Origin of the sequence: Piscinibacter sp. HJYY11, from assembly GCF_016735515.1 — a bacterium.
Lineage (GTDB): Bacteria > Pseudomonadota > Gammaproteobacteria > Burkholderiales > Burkholderiaceae_C > Rhizobacter.
Window position 1 is genome coordinate 5,014,485 of the sequence record NZ_JAERQZ010000001.1, and the last position, 14,066, is coordinate 5,028,550.

14 protein-coding genes are annotated in these 14,066 nt (G+C 69.3%); 13 read left to right on the plus strand and 1 reads right to left on the minus strand.

Translation table 11 applies throughout. From position 1 onward, the window contains the following. Nucleotides 1–7 precede the first annotated feature (7 nt). From epsF to JI745_RS23540, 13 genes are read left to right on the plus strand one after another with little or no spacing between them, the layout of a single operon-like run. Entirely contained in the window at nt 8–1,462 is a 1,455-nt protein-coding gene (gene epsF / locus JI745_RS23480; RefSeq protein WP_201812226.1) for a chain length determinant protein EpsF, read from the plus strand. Beyond that, nucleotides 1,459–2,373 carry a polysaccharide biosynthesis tyrosine autokinase gene (locus JI745_RS23485; RefSeq protein ID WP_201812227.1) on the plus strand — a complete coding sequence of 305 codons (915 nt, stop codon included), beginning with the start codon at nt 1,459–1,461 and terminating at the stop codon, nt 2,371–2,373. The genes epsF and JI745_RS23485 overlap by 4 nt, the downstream gene beginning before the upstream one ends. 10 nt (nt 2,374–2,383) lie before the next feature. Next, entirely contained in the window at nt 2,384–3,304 is a 921-nt protein-coding gene (xrtB, locus tag JI745_RS23490; RefSeq protein ID WP_201812228.1) for an exosortase B, read from the plus strand. Then, nucleotides 3,301–4,002 (plus strand): exosortase-associated protein EpsI, B-type, encoded by a 702-nt coding sequence (gene epsI, locus JI745_RS23495; protein WP_201812229.1) that lies wholly within the window; start codon nt 3,301–3,303, stop codon nt 4,000–4,002. Before xrtB ends, epsI begins: the two co-directional genes overlap by 4 nt. A 14-nt stretch (nt 4,003–4,016) precedes the next feature. Next, entirely contained in the window at nt 4,017–5,324 is a 1,308-nt protein-coding gene (locus tag JI745_RS23500; RefSeq protein ID WP_201812230.1) for a polysaccharide polymerase, read from the plus strand. Between the two features lie 12 nt (nt 5,325–5,336). Then, nucleotides 5,337–6,473: a glycosyltransferase family 4 protein gene (locus JI745_RS23505; RefSeq protein ID WP_236675104.1), complete on the plus strand. Its 1,137-nt coding sequence runs from the start codon at nt 5,337–5,339 to the stop codon at nt 6,471–6,473. Next, complete coding sequence (locus JI745_RS23510; protein ID WP_201812231.1) at nt 6,470–7,498, plus strand: glycoside hydrolase family 5 protein; 1,029 nt, start codon at nt 6,470–6,472, stop codon at nt 7,496–7,498. Before JI745_RS23505 ends, JI745_RS23510 begins: the two co-directional genes overlap by 4 nt. Further along, on the plus strand, nt 7,495–8,583 hold the full coding sequence (locus JI745_RS23515; protein ID WP_201812232.1) for an acyltransferase: 1,089 nt from the start codon (nt 7,495–7,497) through the stop codon (nt 8,581–8,583). Before JI745_RS23510 ends, JI745_RS23515 begins: the two co-directional genes overlap by 4 nt. Then, entirely contained in the window at nt 8,580–9,581 is a 1,002-nt protein-coding gene (locus tag JI745_RS23520) for a polysaccharide pyruvyl transferase family protein (protein ID WP_201812233.1), read from the plus strand. The genes JI745_RS23515 and JI745_RS23520 overlap by 4 nt, the downstream gene beginning before the upstream one ends. Continuing rightward, nucleotides 9,578–10,456, plus strand: coding sequence for a glycosyltransferase family A protein (locus tag JI745_RS23525; RefSeq protein ID WP_201812234.1), 879 nt, complete (start codon nt 9,578–9,580; stop codon nt 10,454–10,456). The genes JI745_RS23520 and JI745_RS23525 overlap by 4 nt, the downstream gene beginning before the upstream one ends. 10 nt (nt 10,457–10,466) lie before the next feature. Continuing rightward, entirely contained in the window at nt 10,467–11,219 is a 753-nt protein-coding gene (locus JI745_RS23530; protein WP_201812235.1) for a WecB/TagA/CpsF family glycosyltransferase, read from the plus strand. Between the two features lie 12 nt (nt 11,220–11,231). Continuing rightward, entirely contained in the window at nt 11,232–12,614 is a 1,383-nt protein-coding gene (locus JI745_RS23535; protein ID WP_201812236.1) for a lipopolysaccharide biosynthesis protein, read from the plus strand. Next, entirely contained in the window at nt 12,611–13,717 is a 1,107-nt protein-coding gene (locus tag JI745_RS23540; RefSeq protein ID WP_201812781.1) for a sugar phosphate nucleotidyltransferase, read from the plus strand. Before JI745_RS23535 ends, JI745_RS23540 begins: the two co-directional genes overlap by 4 nt. Before the next feature lie 33 nt (nt 13,718–13,750). On the opposite strand, the gene sugE is transcribed toward JI745_RS23540, so the two are convergent. Beyond that, nucleotides 13,751–14,065 carry a quaternary ammonium compound efflux SMR transporter SugE gene (sugE, locus tag JI745_RS23545; RefSeq protein WP_201812237.1) on the minus strand — a complete coding sequence of 105 codons (315 nt, stop codon included), beginning with the start codon at nt 14,063–14,065 and terminating at the stop codon, nt 13,751–13,753. Between the last annotated feature and the right edge of the window lies 1 nt (nt 14,066).

Below are 14,066 nucleotides of genomic sequence, written 5' to 3' on the forward strand. Positions count from 1 at the left end.
GGCGCGCATGAATTTCACCCAATTCCTGGCGATCCTTCGCGCGCGGTGGATGACCGCGGTGGCCGTCTTCCTCGCGGTGGTCGCCGCGGTGGTGGGCGGGAGCATGCTGCTGCCGCCCAAGTACAAGGCCACCGCCGCCGTGCTGGTGGACATGCGCTCCAACGACCCGATCGCGGGGCAGGTGTCGGCCAACGGCCTGCCCATGAGCTACATCTCCACGCAGGCCGACATCATCATGAGCCCGCGTGTCGCCCAGCGCGTGGTGCGCGAGCTCAAGCTCAGCGAAAGCCCGCAGCTGCGCCAGCAGTGGATGGACGCGACCGATGGCAGCGGCAGCTTCGAGGTGTGGCTGGCCGAGGCGCTGCAGACCGAGCTCGACGTCAAGCCCTCGCGCGAGAGCAGCGTCATCAATGTGAGCTTCACCTCGCCCGACCCGAAGTTCAGCGCGGCGCTCGCCAACGCCTTCGTGCAGTCGTACCTCGACACCACGCTCGACCTGCGCGTGGACCCGGCCAAGCAGTACAGCAGCTTCTTCGACAGCCGCCAGAAGGAGCTGCGCGAGGCGCTGGAGAAGGCGCAGGCCAAGCTCTCGAAGTACCAGCAGCAGCACGGGATCATCGCCACCGACGAGCGCTACGACGTCGAGACCGCGCGGCTGAACGAGCTGTCGTCGCAGCTCGTCGCGGTGCAGGCGATCACGGCCGAATCGTCGAGCCGTGCCGCGCAGGCGAAGAACTCCGCCACCCTCGGTGACGTGATCAACAACCCGGTGGTGCAGGGCCTGCGCTCCGACCTGAGCCGCGCCGAAGCGAAGTTCAAGGAAATGAGCGTGCGCATGGGCGACGCGCACCCCGCGGTGGTCGAAGCCAAGGCCAACATCTCCGAGCTGCGCGCGCGCATCGCCGAAGAAAGCCGGCGCGTGACGGGCAGTGTCTCCACCGACAACACCATCCACCAGTCGCGCGAAGGCCAGCTGCGCAGCGAGCTCGCCGCGCAGCGTGCTCGCGTGCAGCAGATGAAGGCGCAGCGCGACGAGGCGATGGTGCTGCAGCGCGACGTGGAAAGCGCCCAGCGCGCCTACGACGCGGTGGCCGCGCGCCTCACGCAGAGCAGCCTGGAGAGCCAGACCAAGCTGACCAACACCGCGCTGCTCGCCGCCGCCTCGCCGCCCACGCGGCCGAGCTCGCCCAACCTCGCGTTGAACTCGCTGCTGGGGGTCTTCGTCGGCCTGATGTTCGCCGTGGCCTTTGCGCTGCTGCGCGAGCTGCGCGACCGCCGCCTGCGCAGCGTGCACGACGCGGTGCAGGTGCTGGGCCTGCCGGTGCTGGGCCACCTGCCCGGCCCGCTGAAGAAACCGCTGCTGGGCCGCCAGCGCCTGGTGTTGCCCCAACAGGTGATGGCGCGGCTGCCACGCGCCCGCCAGGCCGCGGTGGCCAACACCGGTGGAGGAGCCCAGTCATGAGAATCGAAGCACGTACCGAAGAGCCGCGTTTCGACGCGTCGGAGTCGATCTGGGGTGCCGATGCCGAGGTGGTGGTCACCGACCGCCCCATCGGCAGCATCCTCACCGAGACCAAGCGTTTGCCGGCCGGGCAGGTCGACAAGGTGCTCGACTACCAGCGCCGCAAGGGCCTGCGCTTCGGCGAGGCCGCGGTGGCGCTCAAGCTCATCACCGAAGACGACGTGCTGTATGCGCTGTCGCAGCAGTTCCACTACCCGTATGCGCCGCACACCCGGCGCGACCTGAGCGGCGAGCTGGTCGCGGCCATGCAGCCCTTCAGCGACCAGGCCGAGGCCTTCCGGGCGCTGCGCAGCCAGCTGATGATGCGCATGTTCATGCCCGGCGCGGCGCCGCGTGCGCTGGCGGTGGTGAGCCCCGAGAAGGGCGACGGCAAGACCTTCTTCGCCGCCAACCTGGCCATCGCGATGGCGCAGCTCGGCGGCCGCACGCTGCTGATCGACGCCAACCTGCGCGGCCCGCGCATCCACCAGCTCTTCTCCATCGACGAGAAGGCGGGCCTGTCGGGCGTGCTGAGCGGTCGGGTGCAGTCCAACGTGATCCACCAGATCGCCGACCTCAACACGCTCTTCGTGCTGCCGGTGGGCGTGGCACCGCCCAACCCGCTCGAGCTGGTGGAGCGGCCGGCGTTCAGCCGCCTGCTGTCGGAGCTGCTCGGCAAGTTCGACCACGTGATCGTCGACACCCCGGCGGCGCAGCGCGGGTCGGATGCGGGCGTGATCGCCGCGCGTTGTGGTGCCGCGCTCGTCGTGGCACGACGGCACCAGAGCCGTCTCGGTGCCCTGCATCAACTGGTCAGCCGCCTCAAGGACAGCCCCGCGCAACTGGCCGGCATGGTCATCAACGAGTACTGAGCACACCGCCATGCCATCGATGGGCCATACCCACCACCACGCCGGGGCGCTGACGCCGACCTGGGACGAGCCGCCGGAGCTGTCGGACCGCACGGCAGGCCGCGTGATCGTGGTGCTGCTCCTCGTCGGCGTGGTGACGCTCTACCTGCCCACGGTGATGCGGCTCGTCGACCAGGTGTGGTCGACCGCCGAGCAGGGCCATGGCCCGTTGATCCTCGCGCTGTGTGCGTGGATGGCCTGGCAGCGCCGCGCCCAGCTCGCCGCGCTGCCCGACCTGCCCAATCGCTGGCTCGGCGGCTGCCTGCTGGCGGTGTCGCTCGCGGCCTACGTGCTCGGCCATTCGCAAGGGGTGCTGGGGCTGGAGGCGGCGTCGCTGATCGGCGTGCTGGCGGCGCTGCTGCTGTGCTTCAAGGGCCTGGCGGGCGTGCGGGTGATGGCGCTGCCGCTGACCTTCATGCTCTTCACCGTGCCGCTGCCCGGCATCCTCGTGCAGACGCTCACCATGCCGCTCAAGGTGGCGGTGTCGGCCTGTGCCGAGTGGCTGCTGCACGCGGTGGGCTACCCCGTCGGGCGCACGGGCGTGGTACTGATGATCGGCCAATACCAGCTGCTGGTGGCCGATGCCTGTGCCGGCCTCAACTCGATGTTCACGCTCGAGGCGCTCGGCTTCCTGTGGATGAGCCTGCGCCCGCGCAGCACGCCGGCGCGCGATGCGCTGCTCGCGCTCGTCATCCTGCCGATCTCGTTCGTGGCCAACGTGGTGCGTGTCATGGTGCTGGTGCTCGTGACCTACCACCTGGGCGATGCAGCGGGGCAGGGCTTCGCGCACGACTTCTCCGGCATCGTGCTCTTCGTGGCGGCGGTGTTGATGATGGTGGCGGCCGAGGCGGTGATCCGCCGGCCGCAGGCCGTGCAGGGGCGTGCGGCATGAAGGCGCCACGACGCCGGCTCACGCCGCTGCTGCGGGCCATGGGGCTGCTGGCCGCGATGTTCGTCGCGGCCGGCTTCGCGCAGGTGCTCAAGCCCACCAACCAGCTGGCCGACCGGCTGCCGCCGATCGACCTGTCGGCGCAGGTGCCCGATGCGTTCGCCGGCTGGCGCCTCGATCCGCACACCGCGCCCGTGCTGCCCGATCCCACGCTGCAGCGCCGCCTCGACAGCCTCTACACGCAGACGCTTGCCCGCACCTATGTGAACGACCGCGGCCAGCGCGTGATGCTCACCATCGCCTACGGTCGTGACCAGAGCTCGGAGGCGACGGCGGTGCACCGCCCCGAGTTCTGCTACGGCGCGCAGGGCTTCGAGGTGCGTGGCGCGGGCGTCGACCAGATCGCCCTGCCGACCGGGCAGGTCACGGTGCAGCGCCTCGTGGGCAAGCTCGGGCCGCGCGTGGAGCCCATCAGCTACTGGGTGACGCTGGCCGACCAGGCCACGCTGCCGGGCCTGGGCCGCAAGCTCGCGCAGATGCAGCACGGCCTGGCGGGTGACGTGGCCGACGGGATGCTGGTGCGCGTGTCCACGCTCACCACACCGGGCGGCAGCACCTCCTACGAGACGCAGGACCGCTTCCTCCAGGACCTCGCGGGCGCCTTGCCGCAGGCGGTGCGTCCTCGCTATTTCGGCGCCTGAAGGAGCGGATGCACATGGCCGCCACCTGGACCCACGACACCCCCTTCGCCGGCGCCTGGGGCGACCGGGCCGAGCAGCGCCCGGTGAGCCTGCTGCCCGGCGCGGGCGTGAGCGACTCCACGGTGTATGCGGTCTTCCTGCTGCTCGCGGTGGTGATGCACCACTGGCTGCTGTGCCTGCTGCACAACAAGGGCATCAGCGTCTCGGTCGCGCGGGTCGCGATGGTCGAGATGGTGATCTACATCGCCTGCGTGCCGCTGCTGCTGGCGCGCCTGTCGCTGCGCTCGCTGATCACCGTCTTCGTCGTGCTCGGCGCGTGCGGCGTCTTCGCGCTGCTGCGCGGTGGCTACTTCGACGCCAAGGCGGCACGCGACCTGATGATCCCGATGGTCTTCTTCTGGGCCGGGCGCAGCTTCGGCCAGAACGGCCGCTCGCTCGACCGCCCGCTGCTCACGATCGCCGCCGTGGTGGTGGTGATCGGGCTGGTGCAGGCCATCGTCCCGAACCTCTTCAACAGCCTCTTCAACACCTTCAACTACTACGTGAGCCTGGGCGGCATCAACGCAGCCTCGGCGCAGGTGAGTGGCCAGGCCGTCACGTTGAACGGCATGCGGCCCGAAGGCATCGGCCGCACGCTGCTGCCGCAGGTGCTGGGTGCGCAGCGGGTGTCGTCGGTGTTCCTCGAGCCGGTGTCGCTCGGCAACTTCGCGGTCATCCTGCTCGGCTGGGGCCTGGCCAAGCCGTGGTCGCAGTGGCGCACCTCGGCCTGGTTCATCGCCGCGGCGCTGGTGTGCGTGGTGCTCGCCGATTCGCGCTTCGGCTTCTACATGACGGGCCTGCTGGTGCTGCTGCGCCTGACGCTGCACGGCAGCGGCCACCTGCTGGGCATCGTGTTCCCGGCGATCGGCGCGATCAGCCTGCTGCTGCTGGCGAGCTTCATGCCCAGCGTGGGCGACAACCTGCTCGGCCGCATGACGGTCAGCGGCCAGTTCCTGCTCGGCTTCGACCAGCTGAGCCTGCTCGGCCTGCGCGACTTCGCCACCAACTTCGGCGACATGGGCTACGCCTACGTCTTCAGCCGCTTCAGCCTGCTGGGCGCGGCGCTCATGTGGCTCTGCTTCTACGCGATGCCGCTGCACGACGAGACCGCGCGGCGCTTTCGCACCTTCATGTCGGCCTACATGACCTTGATCCTGTGCGTGAGCGGCACCTCGCTCTTCGCCCTCAAGACGGCCGGCGTGATGTGGTTTGCGCTGGGGGCGCTGTCGATGCGCAAGCCCGAGAGCGAACAGGAGACCGAAATTGACATTCGCATTCCTTAGCGGAGAACGGACATGGCGCTGAAAGTGGTGCACGTGGTGCGGCAATACCTGCCGTCGCGTGGTGGCATGGAAGACGTGGTCTTCAACATCGCACGCACGCAGCGTGAACTGCACGGCCAGGCGCCGCGCGTGATCACGCTCGACCGCGTGTTCCGCCAGCCCGAGGTGCTGCCCACCGACGAGGTGATCGAAGGCATCCCGGTGCACCGCATGTCGTACAGCGGCTCGGAGCGCTATCCCTTCTTCCCGAAGGTGCTGAACCAGGTGGGCGATGCCGACGTGGTGCACGTGCACGGCATCGACTTCGCGTTTGACTACCTCTCGCTCACCCGCTTCCTGCACCGCAAGCCGCTGGTCGCCTGCACGCACGGCGGCTTCTTCCACACGAGCTTCGCGCAGCGGGCGAAGAAGCTCTTCTTCCACAGCGTGACGCGCTGCACCGCACGCGGCTACCACCGCATCCTGGCCAGCAGCGCCAACGATGGGGCGATGTTCCGCCAGGTGGTGCCCGAGGAGCGCATCCGCGTGATCGAGAACGGCGTCGACATCGACAAGTTTGCCGACGCCTCCTCGCGCACGCTCACGCAGACCCTGATCTACGTGGGCCGCTGGACGGCGCACAAGGGCCTGGACCGCACGCTCGCCCTGCTGGCCGCGCTGCGCGCCACCGACCCGGGCTGGCGGCTGATCATCGCCGGCCGCGAGTACGACGACATCAACCGCCACACGCTCGCGCAGATGACCGAGGCCGCCGGCGTCACCGACGCGGTGGTGCTGCTGCCCAACCCCGACAACGAGACGCTGCGCGCCGCGATCGGGCAGGCGAGCTACGGCGTGTGCCTGTCGAGCCACGAAGGCTTCGGCCTCGCGGCGATCGAGGCGATGAGCGCGGGGCTCGTGCCCATCCTGAGCGCCATCCCGCCCTTCGAGCGGCTGGCCGGCGAGACGCTGGTGCCGCTGATCGTGCCCGACGACACCGCCGAGGCCGCGCAGGCCGTGCAGGCCCTGCATCACCGCGTGGCCGCGAGCCACGGCGCGCTGCGGGCCCAGGCCCAGAAGGCCGTGCAGCGCTACAGCTGGCGCAACGTGGTCGGCGCCTACGTCGAGGAATACGAGCGCGCCGTGCAGGAAGCGAGGATGGCCGCATGAAGGCGCTGCTCGCGGCCGTGGCCCTGGCGCTCTTCGCCAGTGGCGCTGCCGCCCACGCCGGCAAGGGAGGCACCTGCCTCTCGGGCAAGCCCCTGCGCGGCGTGAACATGGCCGGTGCCGAGTTCAACACCTCCAAGATGCCCGGCCAGGTGTTCAAGGACTACACCTACCCGACCGACAAGGACCTCAAGTACTTCGCCGAGCAGGGGGCCAACGTGATCCGCCTGCCGTTCCGCTGGGAGCGGGTGCAGCGCACGCTCGGTGGCCCGCTCGACGAGCTGGAAGTGAAGGTGATCCGCAAGGTGGTCGAGATGGCGAGCGCGCTCGACCTCTGCGTGATCCTCGACCTGCACAACTTCGGCCAGTACGCCAAGCAGAAGCTCGGCTCGCCCGAGGTGCCGATCGAGCAGTTCACCGATGTCTGGCTGCGCCTGCGCGAAGCCTTTCCCGAGCCCGGCTTCGTGGCCTTCGGCCTGATGAACGAGCCTGCGCATGCGAGCGCGCGCGGTGGCTGGGCGCGCGCTGCGCAGGAGACCGTCACGGCGCTGCGTGATGCGGGTTCCAAGCACCTGATCCTCGTCTCGGGTGCCGGCTGGAGCGGCGCGCACGACTGGGCGGTGAAGTGGCAGGGCCTCTCCAACGCCGATGCCTTCGCCGGCCTCAAGGACCCGCTCAAGCGGAGCGTGCTCGAAGTGCACCAGTACGCCGACAAGGACCACTCCGGCATGAAGGGCGACTGCATGGCGCCCGAGCGCATGAAGAAGCTGATGGACCGCGTGACCGACTGGGCGCGCAGCAACGGCCACCGCATGTTCCTCGGCGAATTCGGCGTGGCCCCCACGCCCGAGTGCCTGGAGACGCTCAAGGCGCTCCTCGAATCGATGCGCGACCCCGCGTGGGCCGGCTGGGCCTACTGGGCCGCCGGCGGCTGGTGGGGCCCGAAGTATCCCTTTGGCATTCACCCGATCCCCGGGCAGCCCGAGCGGCCCCAGCTCGCGCTGCTGCGGGAGGAATGGAAACCATGACGACCCCCAACAACACCCATCCCCCTTCGCAGCAGATCCTCTCGCTCAACGCGATTCGCGGCCTGGCGGCCTTGCTCGTCGTCGTGTCGCACCTGCCTGAACAGGCCGGGCTGCACTTCGGCCCCATCCACGAGGGCTCGCTCGGCGTGATGGTGTTCTTCACGCTCAGCGGCTTCCTGATGGGCTACCTCTACCTCGGCAAGCCGGCCGACTGGCACGAGGTGTCGCGCTACGCGATCGCACGTTTCTCGCGCATCGCGCCGCCCTACCTGATGGTGGTGCTGGCGTCGTTCTTCATCTACACGCTCATCGACCCGAAGTTCCCGTATGCGATCGGCACGCACAACTTCCTGCGCCACCTGCTGTTCTCGGGCAACGTGAGCGTGTTCTGGAGCATCCCGCCCGAGGTGCAGTTCTATGCGCTCTTCATCGGCTTCTGGTGGGCGCTCAAGCGCGCGCAGTCGGGCCGCACGCTCGCGCTCGTGGTGGTGATGGTGCTGGCGGTGGCCGCCATCTGCGTGCGCGACAAGGTGCCCGGCACCTTCGCGATCTCGAAGCTGCACTACTTCCTGCTCGGCTCGATGATGGGCGGGCTGCACCCGTGGGTGCGCACGCTGCCCATCAGTACGCGCGCGCTCACCGTGCTGCAGGTGCTGCTGCTGGGGGCGCTGGGCCTCTTCATGCTGGAAATCATCCACCTGCCCGAGAAGTACTGGCACGACCTCGCGCCGGCGCTGATCGCGGGCCTGGTGGTGTTCGCCTTCTCGCACGACCGCACGCCCATCGACATGGCCTTCATGGCCAAGCCCTTCCAGTGGTTCGGCGACTGGAGCTTCTCCATCTACCTGATCCACGTGCCGCTCATCTACCTGTTCGTGAAGGCCGGGTGGATGAAGGAGGCCGGGCCGCTCGCCGTGCTGTGCGTGGTGGCGGCGGTCGCCGGCTGTGCGCTCTTCAGCATCTTCATCGAGCGCCCGTCCTGTGCCGCCACCAAGCGCGGCCTCACCGCCTGGCTCAAGCGCATCGAGGCGTCTGCCAAGCCGCGCCTCGTTCCCCACATCACCCCTGATCGGACCCGCCCATGACATCGCTGGACGCAATGCCGTACGAGAAGACCGTGCTCGTGAACGACCCTCACGCCTGGGACGGCGTGCGCCAGGCCCTGCAATCGATGCAGGCGCGGCAGCCCGAGCGCTTGCTCTACGTGCCCAACGAAGGCAACGCGGGCGATGCGCTCATCGCCGCCGGCACCTGGCAGTTCTTCGACGACCTGGGCCTCAAGCCGCGATACGCGCGGGTGCGCGAGATCCGCCGCGGCGATGCGCTCGTCTATGCCGGGGGCGGCAACCTGGTGCCCGAGTACGAAAGCGCCTCGCGCTTCCTCGAGCGCTGCCTGGAGGTCGGCGTCAGCTCGGTGATCGTGCTGCCGCACACGATCCGCGGCCACGAGGCGCTGCTGAAGAGGCTGGACGAGCGCTTCACGCTGGTGTGCCGCGACCAGGCCTCGATCGCCCGCGTGCAGGCCACCGGCACCGGCGCGCAGGTGCTGTATGCGCCCGACATGGCGCTCTACATCGACGTGCCGCGCCTCTTCGAGCGCTGCGCGTCGTACCGCGGCCCGGCGCTCTGGGCCCGCATGGCCCACCACGACCGGCTGGTGCCCTACCTGCGCTGGCGCCTCGCGCTGGCGCTGCGCCAGCCGCCCGAGCACCTGCACCTGGACGTGATCCGCGTCGACGCGGAAGCGATCGCCGCGCTGCCGGGCGACAAGCGCTGGGACATGTCCAACCTCTACGGCTCCAAGTTCAGGCTGCGCGAGGAATCGGACCTGGTGTCGCGTGACTTCCTGCGCTTCTTCGGCCAGCTCGTCGCGGTGCGCACCAACCGCCTGCATGCGGGCGTGGCCGCCGCGCTGATGGGCTGCGAGGTCACCTACCTCGACAACTCGTACGGGAAGATCGGCGCCGTCTACGACGCCTGGATGAGCCACCTGCCGCAGGTGAATTTCCTGCACACGCCGCCGCCCGCGGGGCTCGGCCCGGCAGGCGTCGAGCGCCCGCTGGCGCAGGGGGCGACTGCATGAAGTTTTCGCTCATCATGGGCACGCTCGGGCGGCGCGATGAGGTGGGGCACTTCCTCGCCTCGCTGCAGCGGCAGGACCACCGCGACTTCGAGCTGCTCATCGTCGACCAGAACCCCGACGAGCGCCTGGCACCGCTGATCGAGCAATACCGCCGGCACTTCCGCATCATGCGTTACCGCAGTGCGCCCGGCCTTTCGCGCGCACGCAACGTCGGCCTGCGCTATGCCACCGGCGAGGTGATCGCCTTTCCCGATGACGACTGCTGGTACCCCGACGGCCTGCTGTCGTACGTGGCGCGCCGCCTGGAAGCCGAGCCTCGGCTCGACGGCGTGACCGGCCGATTCGTCGACGACGCGGGCCGCGAGGAGGGCCGCTGGCTGACGCACAGCCAGGTGCTCAACCGCTTCTCGGTGTGGCGCGGCGCCATCTCGTTCAGCATCTTCCTGCGCCGCCGCCTGGTCGAGCGCATCGGCGGCTTCGACGAAGACCTCGGCGTGGGCGCCGGCACGCCCTGGGGCGCGGGCGAGGAGACCGAGTTCCTGCTGCGTGGCCTCAAGGTCGGCGGCCGCGTCGAGTTCGACCGCGACCTGGTGCTCGGCCACCCGGTGAAGACCATCGAGTACGGCGATGCGGCCATCGAGCGCCAGCGCCGTTACGAAGCCGGCTTCGGCCGCGTGATCCGCCGCGGCGGCTTTCCGGGCTGGTACTTCCCGTGGGTGTGCGGCCGCACGCTCGGCGGCTCGCTGCTCGCGCTTGCGAGCGGCCAGCACGCGCGCGCCCGCTTCAAGTGGCACAGCCTGCTCGCCCGAATGCAGGGCTGGCGCAGCGGCCGGCAACCCGCGCCGCACCCGCAACCATCGTCCACCAATGCATGAGGACCGACCGATGACCCCCTCGACCGTCTCCAGCCCCAAGCTCCCGCAGACGCTGCGCATCGGGCCGTTTCGCGTGAAGTCGTTCGGTGCGCAGGCGCTGGCCGGCCAGCTCTACCGGCAGCTGGCCCTCGGCCGCCGCACCGAGCTCTTCTTCGCCAACACCAACTTCGTCGTCACCTGCAAGGACTTCGCGGCCCGCTTCGACGACCCGGCCATCACCGTCGTCAACGACGGCATCGGCATGGACCTTGCAGCCAAGTTGATGCATGGCACGCGTTTTCAGGAGAACCTGAACGGCACCGATTTCATCCCCCGCCTGCTCGGCGGCAGCCCGCTGCCGCTGCGTGTCTTCCTCTTCGGGGCGCGGCCCGAGGTGGTGGGCGAGGCCTCGCGCACGGTGGAGCGCCGCTTCGGCCACGAGGTGGTGGGGGCGCTGTCGGGGTATGGCGTCGACGATGCCGAGGTCTGCAGGCGCATCCGCGATGCCGAGCCCGACGTGGTGCTGGTCGCCCTGGGCAACCCCTTGCAGGAGCGCTGGATCCTCGACCACGCGAAAGCCTTGCCGCCCGCGCTCTACGTCGGCGTGGGCGCCCTGTTCGACTTCCTTGCCGAGCGTGCGGTGCGCGCACCGGTGTGGGTGCGCAAGCTGCGGCTGGAGTGGCTCTTCCGCCTGCTGCAGGAGCCCAAGCGCCTCTGGAAGCGCTACACGGTCGATGCGGTGCGCTTCTTCCGGATCTGCCGCGCGGCACGCGCCGAGGCCTGAACCCGAGGCCCGATGAAAGTCGCATCGCGATCCTTCTGGTCGATCCTGGACAACCTCGTCCAGCAGGTGCTGTCGTTCGCGATCTTCCTGATCCTTGCGCGCTGGCTCACGCCGCACGAGTTCGGCCTGCTGGCGATCGCGCACCTGATGGTGCAGTTCCACCGCATGTCGCTGCTCGACGCGCTGGCGATGCCGGTGGTGCGGGCGCCGCAGGCCGACGATCGCCTGTTCGACTGGCTGTTCACCATCTGCACCGTGGTGTCGCTCCTCGTCGCGGCGGTGATGGTGCTGCTGGCCTGGCCGATGGCGCGCTTCTTCGATGCGCCCGACCTCATCTGGGTGCTGATGGGCATGAGCCTGTCGGTCGTGCTCTTCGGCCTGGGCCGCGCGCATGACGGCCGGCTGCTGCGCGAAGGCAACTTCAAGGTGATGGCGATCCGCTCGCTGTGCTCGGTGACGGCCGGCGGCGCGGTGGCGCTCTGGCTCGCCACGCGCGGGGCGGGGGCGATGGCGCTGGTGGCGCAGCAGGTGGTGATGGGCGTGGTGGCGCTGGTCGTGGCCGTCGCCGCGGAATGGCGGCACTGGCGGCCGCGCTGGAACTGGTCGCGCGAGCTCCTGCGCGAGCACCGCGGCGAGACGCGCCGCATCGGCCTCAACGCCTGCGTCAACTACGCCAACAGCAACGGCGACGCCGCCCTGGTGAGCGTGCTGCTGGGCCCGCATGCGACCGGCCTCTACAACCTGGCCAAGCGCGTGCTGTCGGCGGCCTATCTCGTGATCGCCTCGTCGCTCAGCCGCGTGGGCGTGAGCCTCTTCGTGCAGCGCCAGGGCGACCCCGTGGCCCTCGCCCAGGCCTACCGCCGCATGCTGGGCTGGACGCTGCTGCTGCTCGCGCCGATGTACGCACTGGTGTCGCTGGCCGCCGAGCCGCTGGTGGTGATCGCCTTCGGCGAGCGCTGGCGCGAGAGCGCGTCGCTCTTCGGCTGGCTGTCGGTGGCCTACGTGGCGCAGGCGGCCTTCTGGCTCGGGCAGAACCTGTCGTTCGCCACCCGGCAGAGCGCACGCGTGCTCAAGCTCTCGACCGTGCAGCTCGCCGTCACGGCCGGGCTCGCCGCGGCGCTCTCGCCCTGGGGCATGCAGGGCATCGCTGCCGGCGTGGCGCTTGGCAGCGTGGCGGGCTGCGTGCTGATGCAGCTGGCGGTGCACCGGCAACTCTCGATTTCCAGCCTCTCGTTCGTGCGCTCCACCTTGCCGGCCACGCTCGGCACGGCCAGCGTGGCCGCACTCCTCTGGAGCCTGCCGCATGCGGGTATCGACCCGCAGCGCATGCAGAACCTCCTGACCTCACCCATCACCCACTCGAAGGACCTTCTCTCCACATGGCAAAAGCAATGATCCTCGCCGCGGGCCAGGGAACCCGCGTGCGCCCCCTCACCAAGAACATGCCCAAGCCGATGGTGCCCATCCTCGGCAAGCCGGTGCTCGAGTATCTGATCGAGCACCTGGCGCGCTACGGCATCAAGGAAATCATGATCAACGTGGCCTTCAACCACTGGAAGATCGAGAACCACTTCGGTGACGGCAGCCGCTGGGGCGTGCAGATCGGCTACTCGTACGAAGGCGTGCGCGAGCATGGCGAGGTGGTGCCCAAGCCCATGGGCTCGGCCGGCGGGATGAAGAAGATCCAGGACTTCTCGGGCTTCTTCGACGAGACCACGCTCGTGCTCTGCGGCGATGCGCTGGTCGACCTGGACATCAACGCCGCGCTTTTCGAGCACAAGCAGAAGGGGGCGCTGGCGAGCGTGGTGGGCCTGGAGGTCAAGCGCGAGGAGGTGCAGAACTACGGCATCGTGAGCGCCGACCCGACGGGGCGCGTGATCGAGTTCCAGGAGAAGCCCACACCCGAGGCCGCGAAGAGCACGCTCGCCTCGACCGGCATCTACATCTTCGAGCCGGCGGTGCTCGAGCTCGTGCCCAGCGGCAAGAGCTTCGACATCGGCAGCGACCTCTTCCCGCTGATGGCGAAGCAGGGCAAGCCCTTCTACGTGCAGAACCGCTTCTTCAACTGGATCGACATCGGCCGCGTGAGCGACTACTGGAGCGTGCTGCAGCGCGTGCTGATGGGCGAGGTTGCCGAGATGGAGATGCCCGGCAAGGAGGTGCGCCCTGGCGTGTGGGTCGGCCTCAACACGCGCATCCCCTGGGACAGGGTGCAGATCACCGGGCCGGTGTACATCGGCTCCAGCGTGTGCGTGGAGCCTGGCGTGAAGATCGAAGGCCCCACCTGGATCGGCACCGGCAGCCACCTCAAGCGCGGCTGCGAGGTGAAGCGCAGCGTGCTCTTCGAGTACACGCGCATCTCTTCGGAGCAGGTGTTCGAAGAGATGATCGTCTCGCCGCAGTATTGCGTGGACCGTCGCGGCACCACGAACTACATCAGCGATGACGAGACACACCGCCGCTGGGGCGATGCCCGCGGCGATGGTTGTGCTGGATGACGGCCCCTGGGCCGGCTTGAGGCGGCCCGCCGCTCAGGCGGTGATCTTCAGGCCGACGATCCCCGCGACGATGAGCGCCACGCAGCCCAGGCGGGCTGCGGTCGCGGGCTCCTGAAACAGCACGATGCCGAGCGCCACCGTGCCCACCGCACCGATGCCCGTCCACACCGCATAGGCGGTGCCGACGGGCAGCGTGCGCATGGCCCAGCCGAGCAGCACGACGCTCGCGACCATCGCGCCGACCGTTCCCACGCTGGGCCACAACCTGCTGAAGCCTTCGGTGTACTTGAGCCCGATGGCCCATGCCACTTCGAACAGGCCGGCGATGAAAAGAATGACCCAGGCCACG

Excerpts from the sequence above, each read along its gene's own strand:
- epsF (WP_201812226.1), top strand. The coding sequence starts at position 8 with ATGAATTTCACCCAATTCCTGGCGATCCTTCGCGCGCGGTGGATGACC.
- JI745_RS23485 (WP_201812227.1), top strand. The coding sequence starts at position 1,459 with ATGAGAATCGAAGCACGTACCGAAGAGCCGCGTTTCGACGCGTCGGAG.
- xrtB (WP_201812228.1), top strand. The coding sequence starts at position 2,384 with ATGCCATCGATGGGCCATACCCACCACCACGCCGGGGCGCTGACGCCG.
- epsI (WP_201812229.1), top strand. The coding sequence starts at position 3,301 with ATGAAGGCGCCACGACGCCGGCTCACGCCGCTGCTGCGGGCCATGGGG.
- JI745_RS23500 (WP_201812230.1), top strand. The coding sequence starts at position 4,017 with ATGGCCGCCACCTGGACCCACGACACCCCCTTCGCCGGCGCCTGGGGC.
- JI745_RS23505 (WP_236675104.1), top strand. The coding sequence starts at position 5,337 with ATGGCGCTGAAAGTGGTGCACGTGGTGCGGCAATACCTGCCGTCGCGT.
- JI745_RS23510 (WP_201812231.1), top strand. The coding sequence starts at position 6,470 with ATGAAGGCGCTGCTCGCGGCCGTGGCCCTGGCGCTCTTCGCCAGTGGC.
- JI745_RS23515 (WP_201812232.1), top strand. The coding sequence starts at position 7,495 with ATGACGACCCCCAACAACACCCATCCCCCTTCGCAGCAGATCCTCTCG.
- JI745_RS23520 (WP_201812233.1), top strand. The coding sequence starts at position 8,580 with ATGACATCGCTGGACGCAATGCCGTACGAGAAGACCGTGCTCGTGAAC.
- JI745_RS23525 (WP_201812234.1), top strand. The coding sequence starts at position 9,578 with ATGAAGTTTTCGCTCATCATGGGCACGCTCGGGCGGCGCGATGAGGTG.
- JI745_RS23530 (WP_201812235.1), top strand. The coding sequence starts at position 10,467 with ATGACCCCCTCGACCGTCTCCAGCCCCAAGCTCCCGCAGACGCTGCGC.
- JI745_RS23535 (WP_201812236.1), top strand. The coding sequence starts at position 11,232 with ATGAAAGTCGCATCGCGATCCTTCTGGTCGATCCTGGACAACCTCGTC.
- JI745_RS23540 (WP_201812781.1), top strand. The coding sequence starts at position 12,611 with ATGATCCTCGCCGCGGGCCAGGGAACCCGCGTGCGCCCCCTCACCAAG.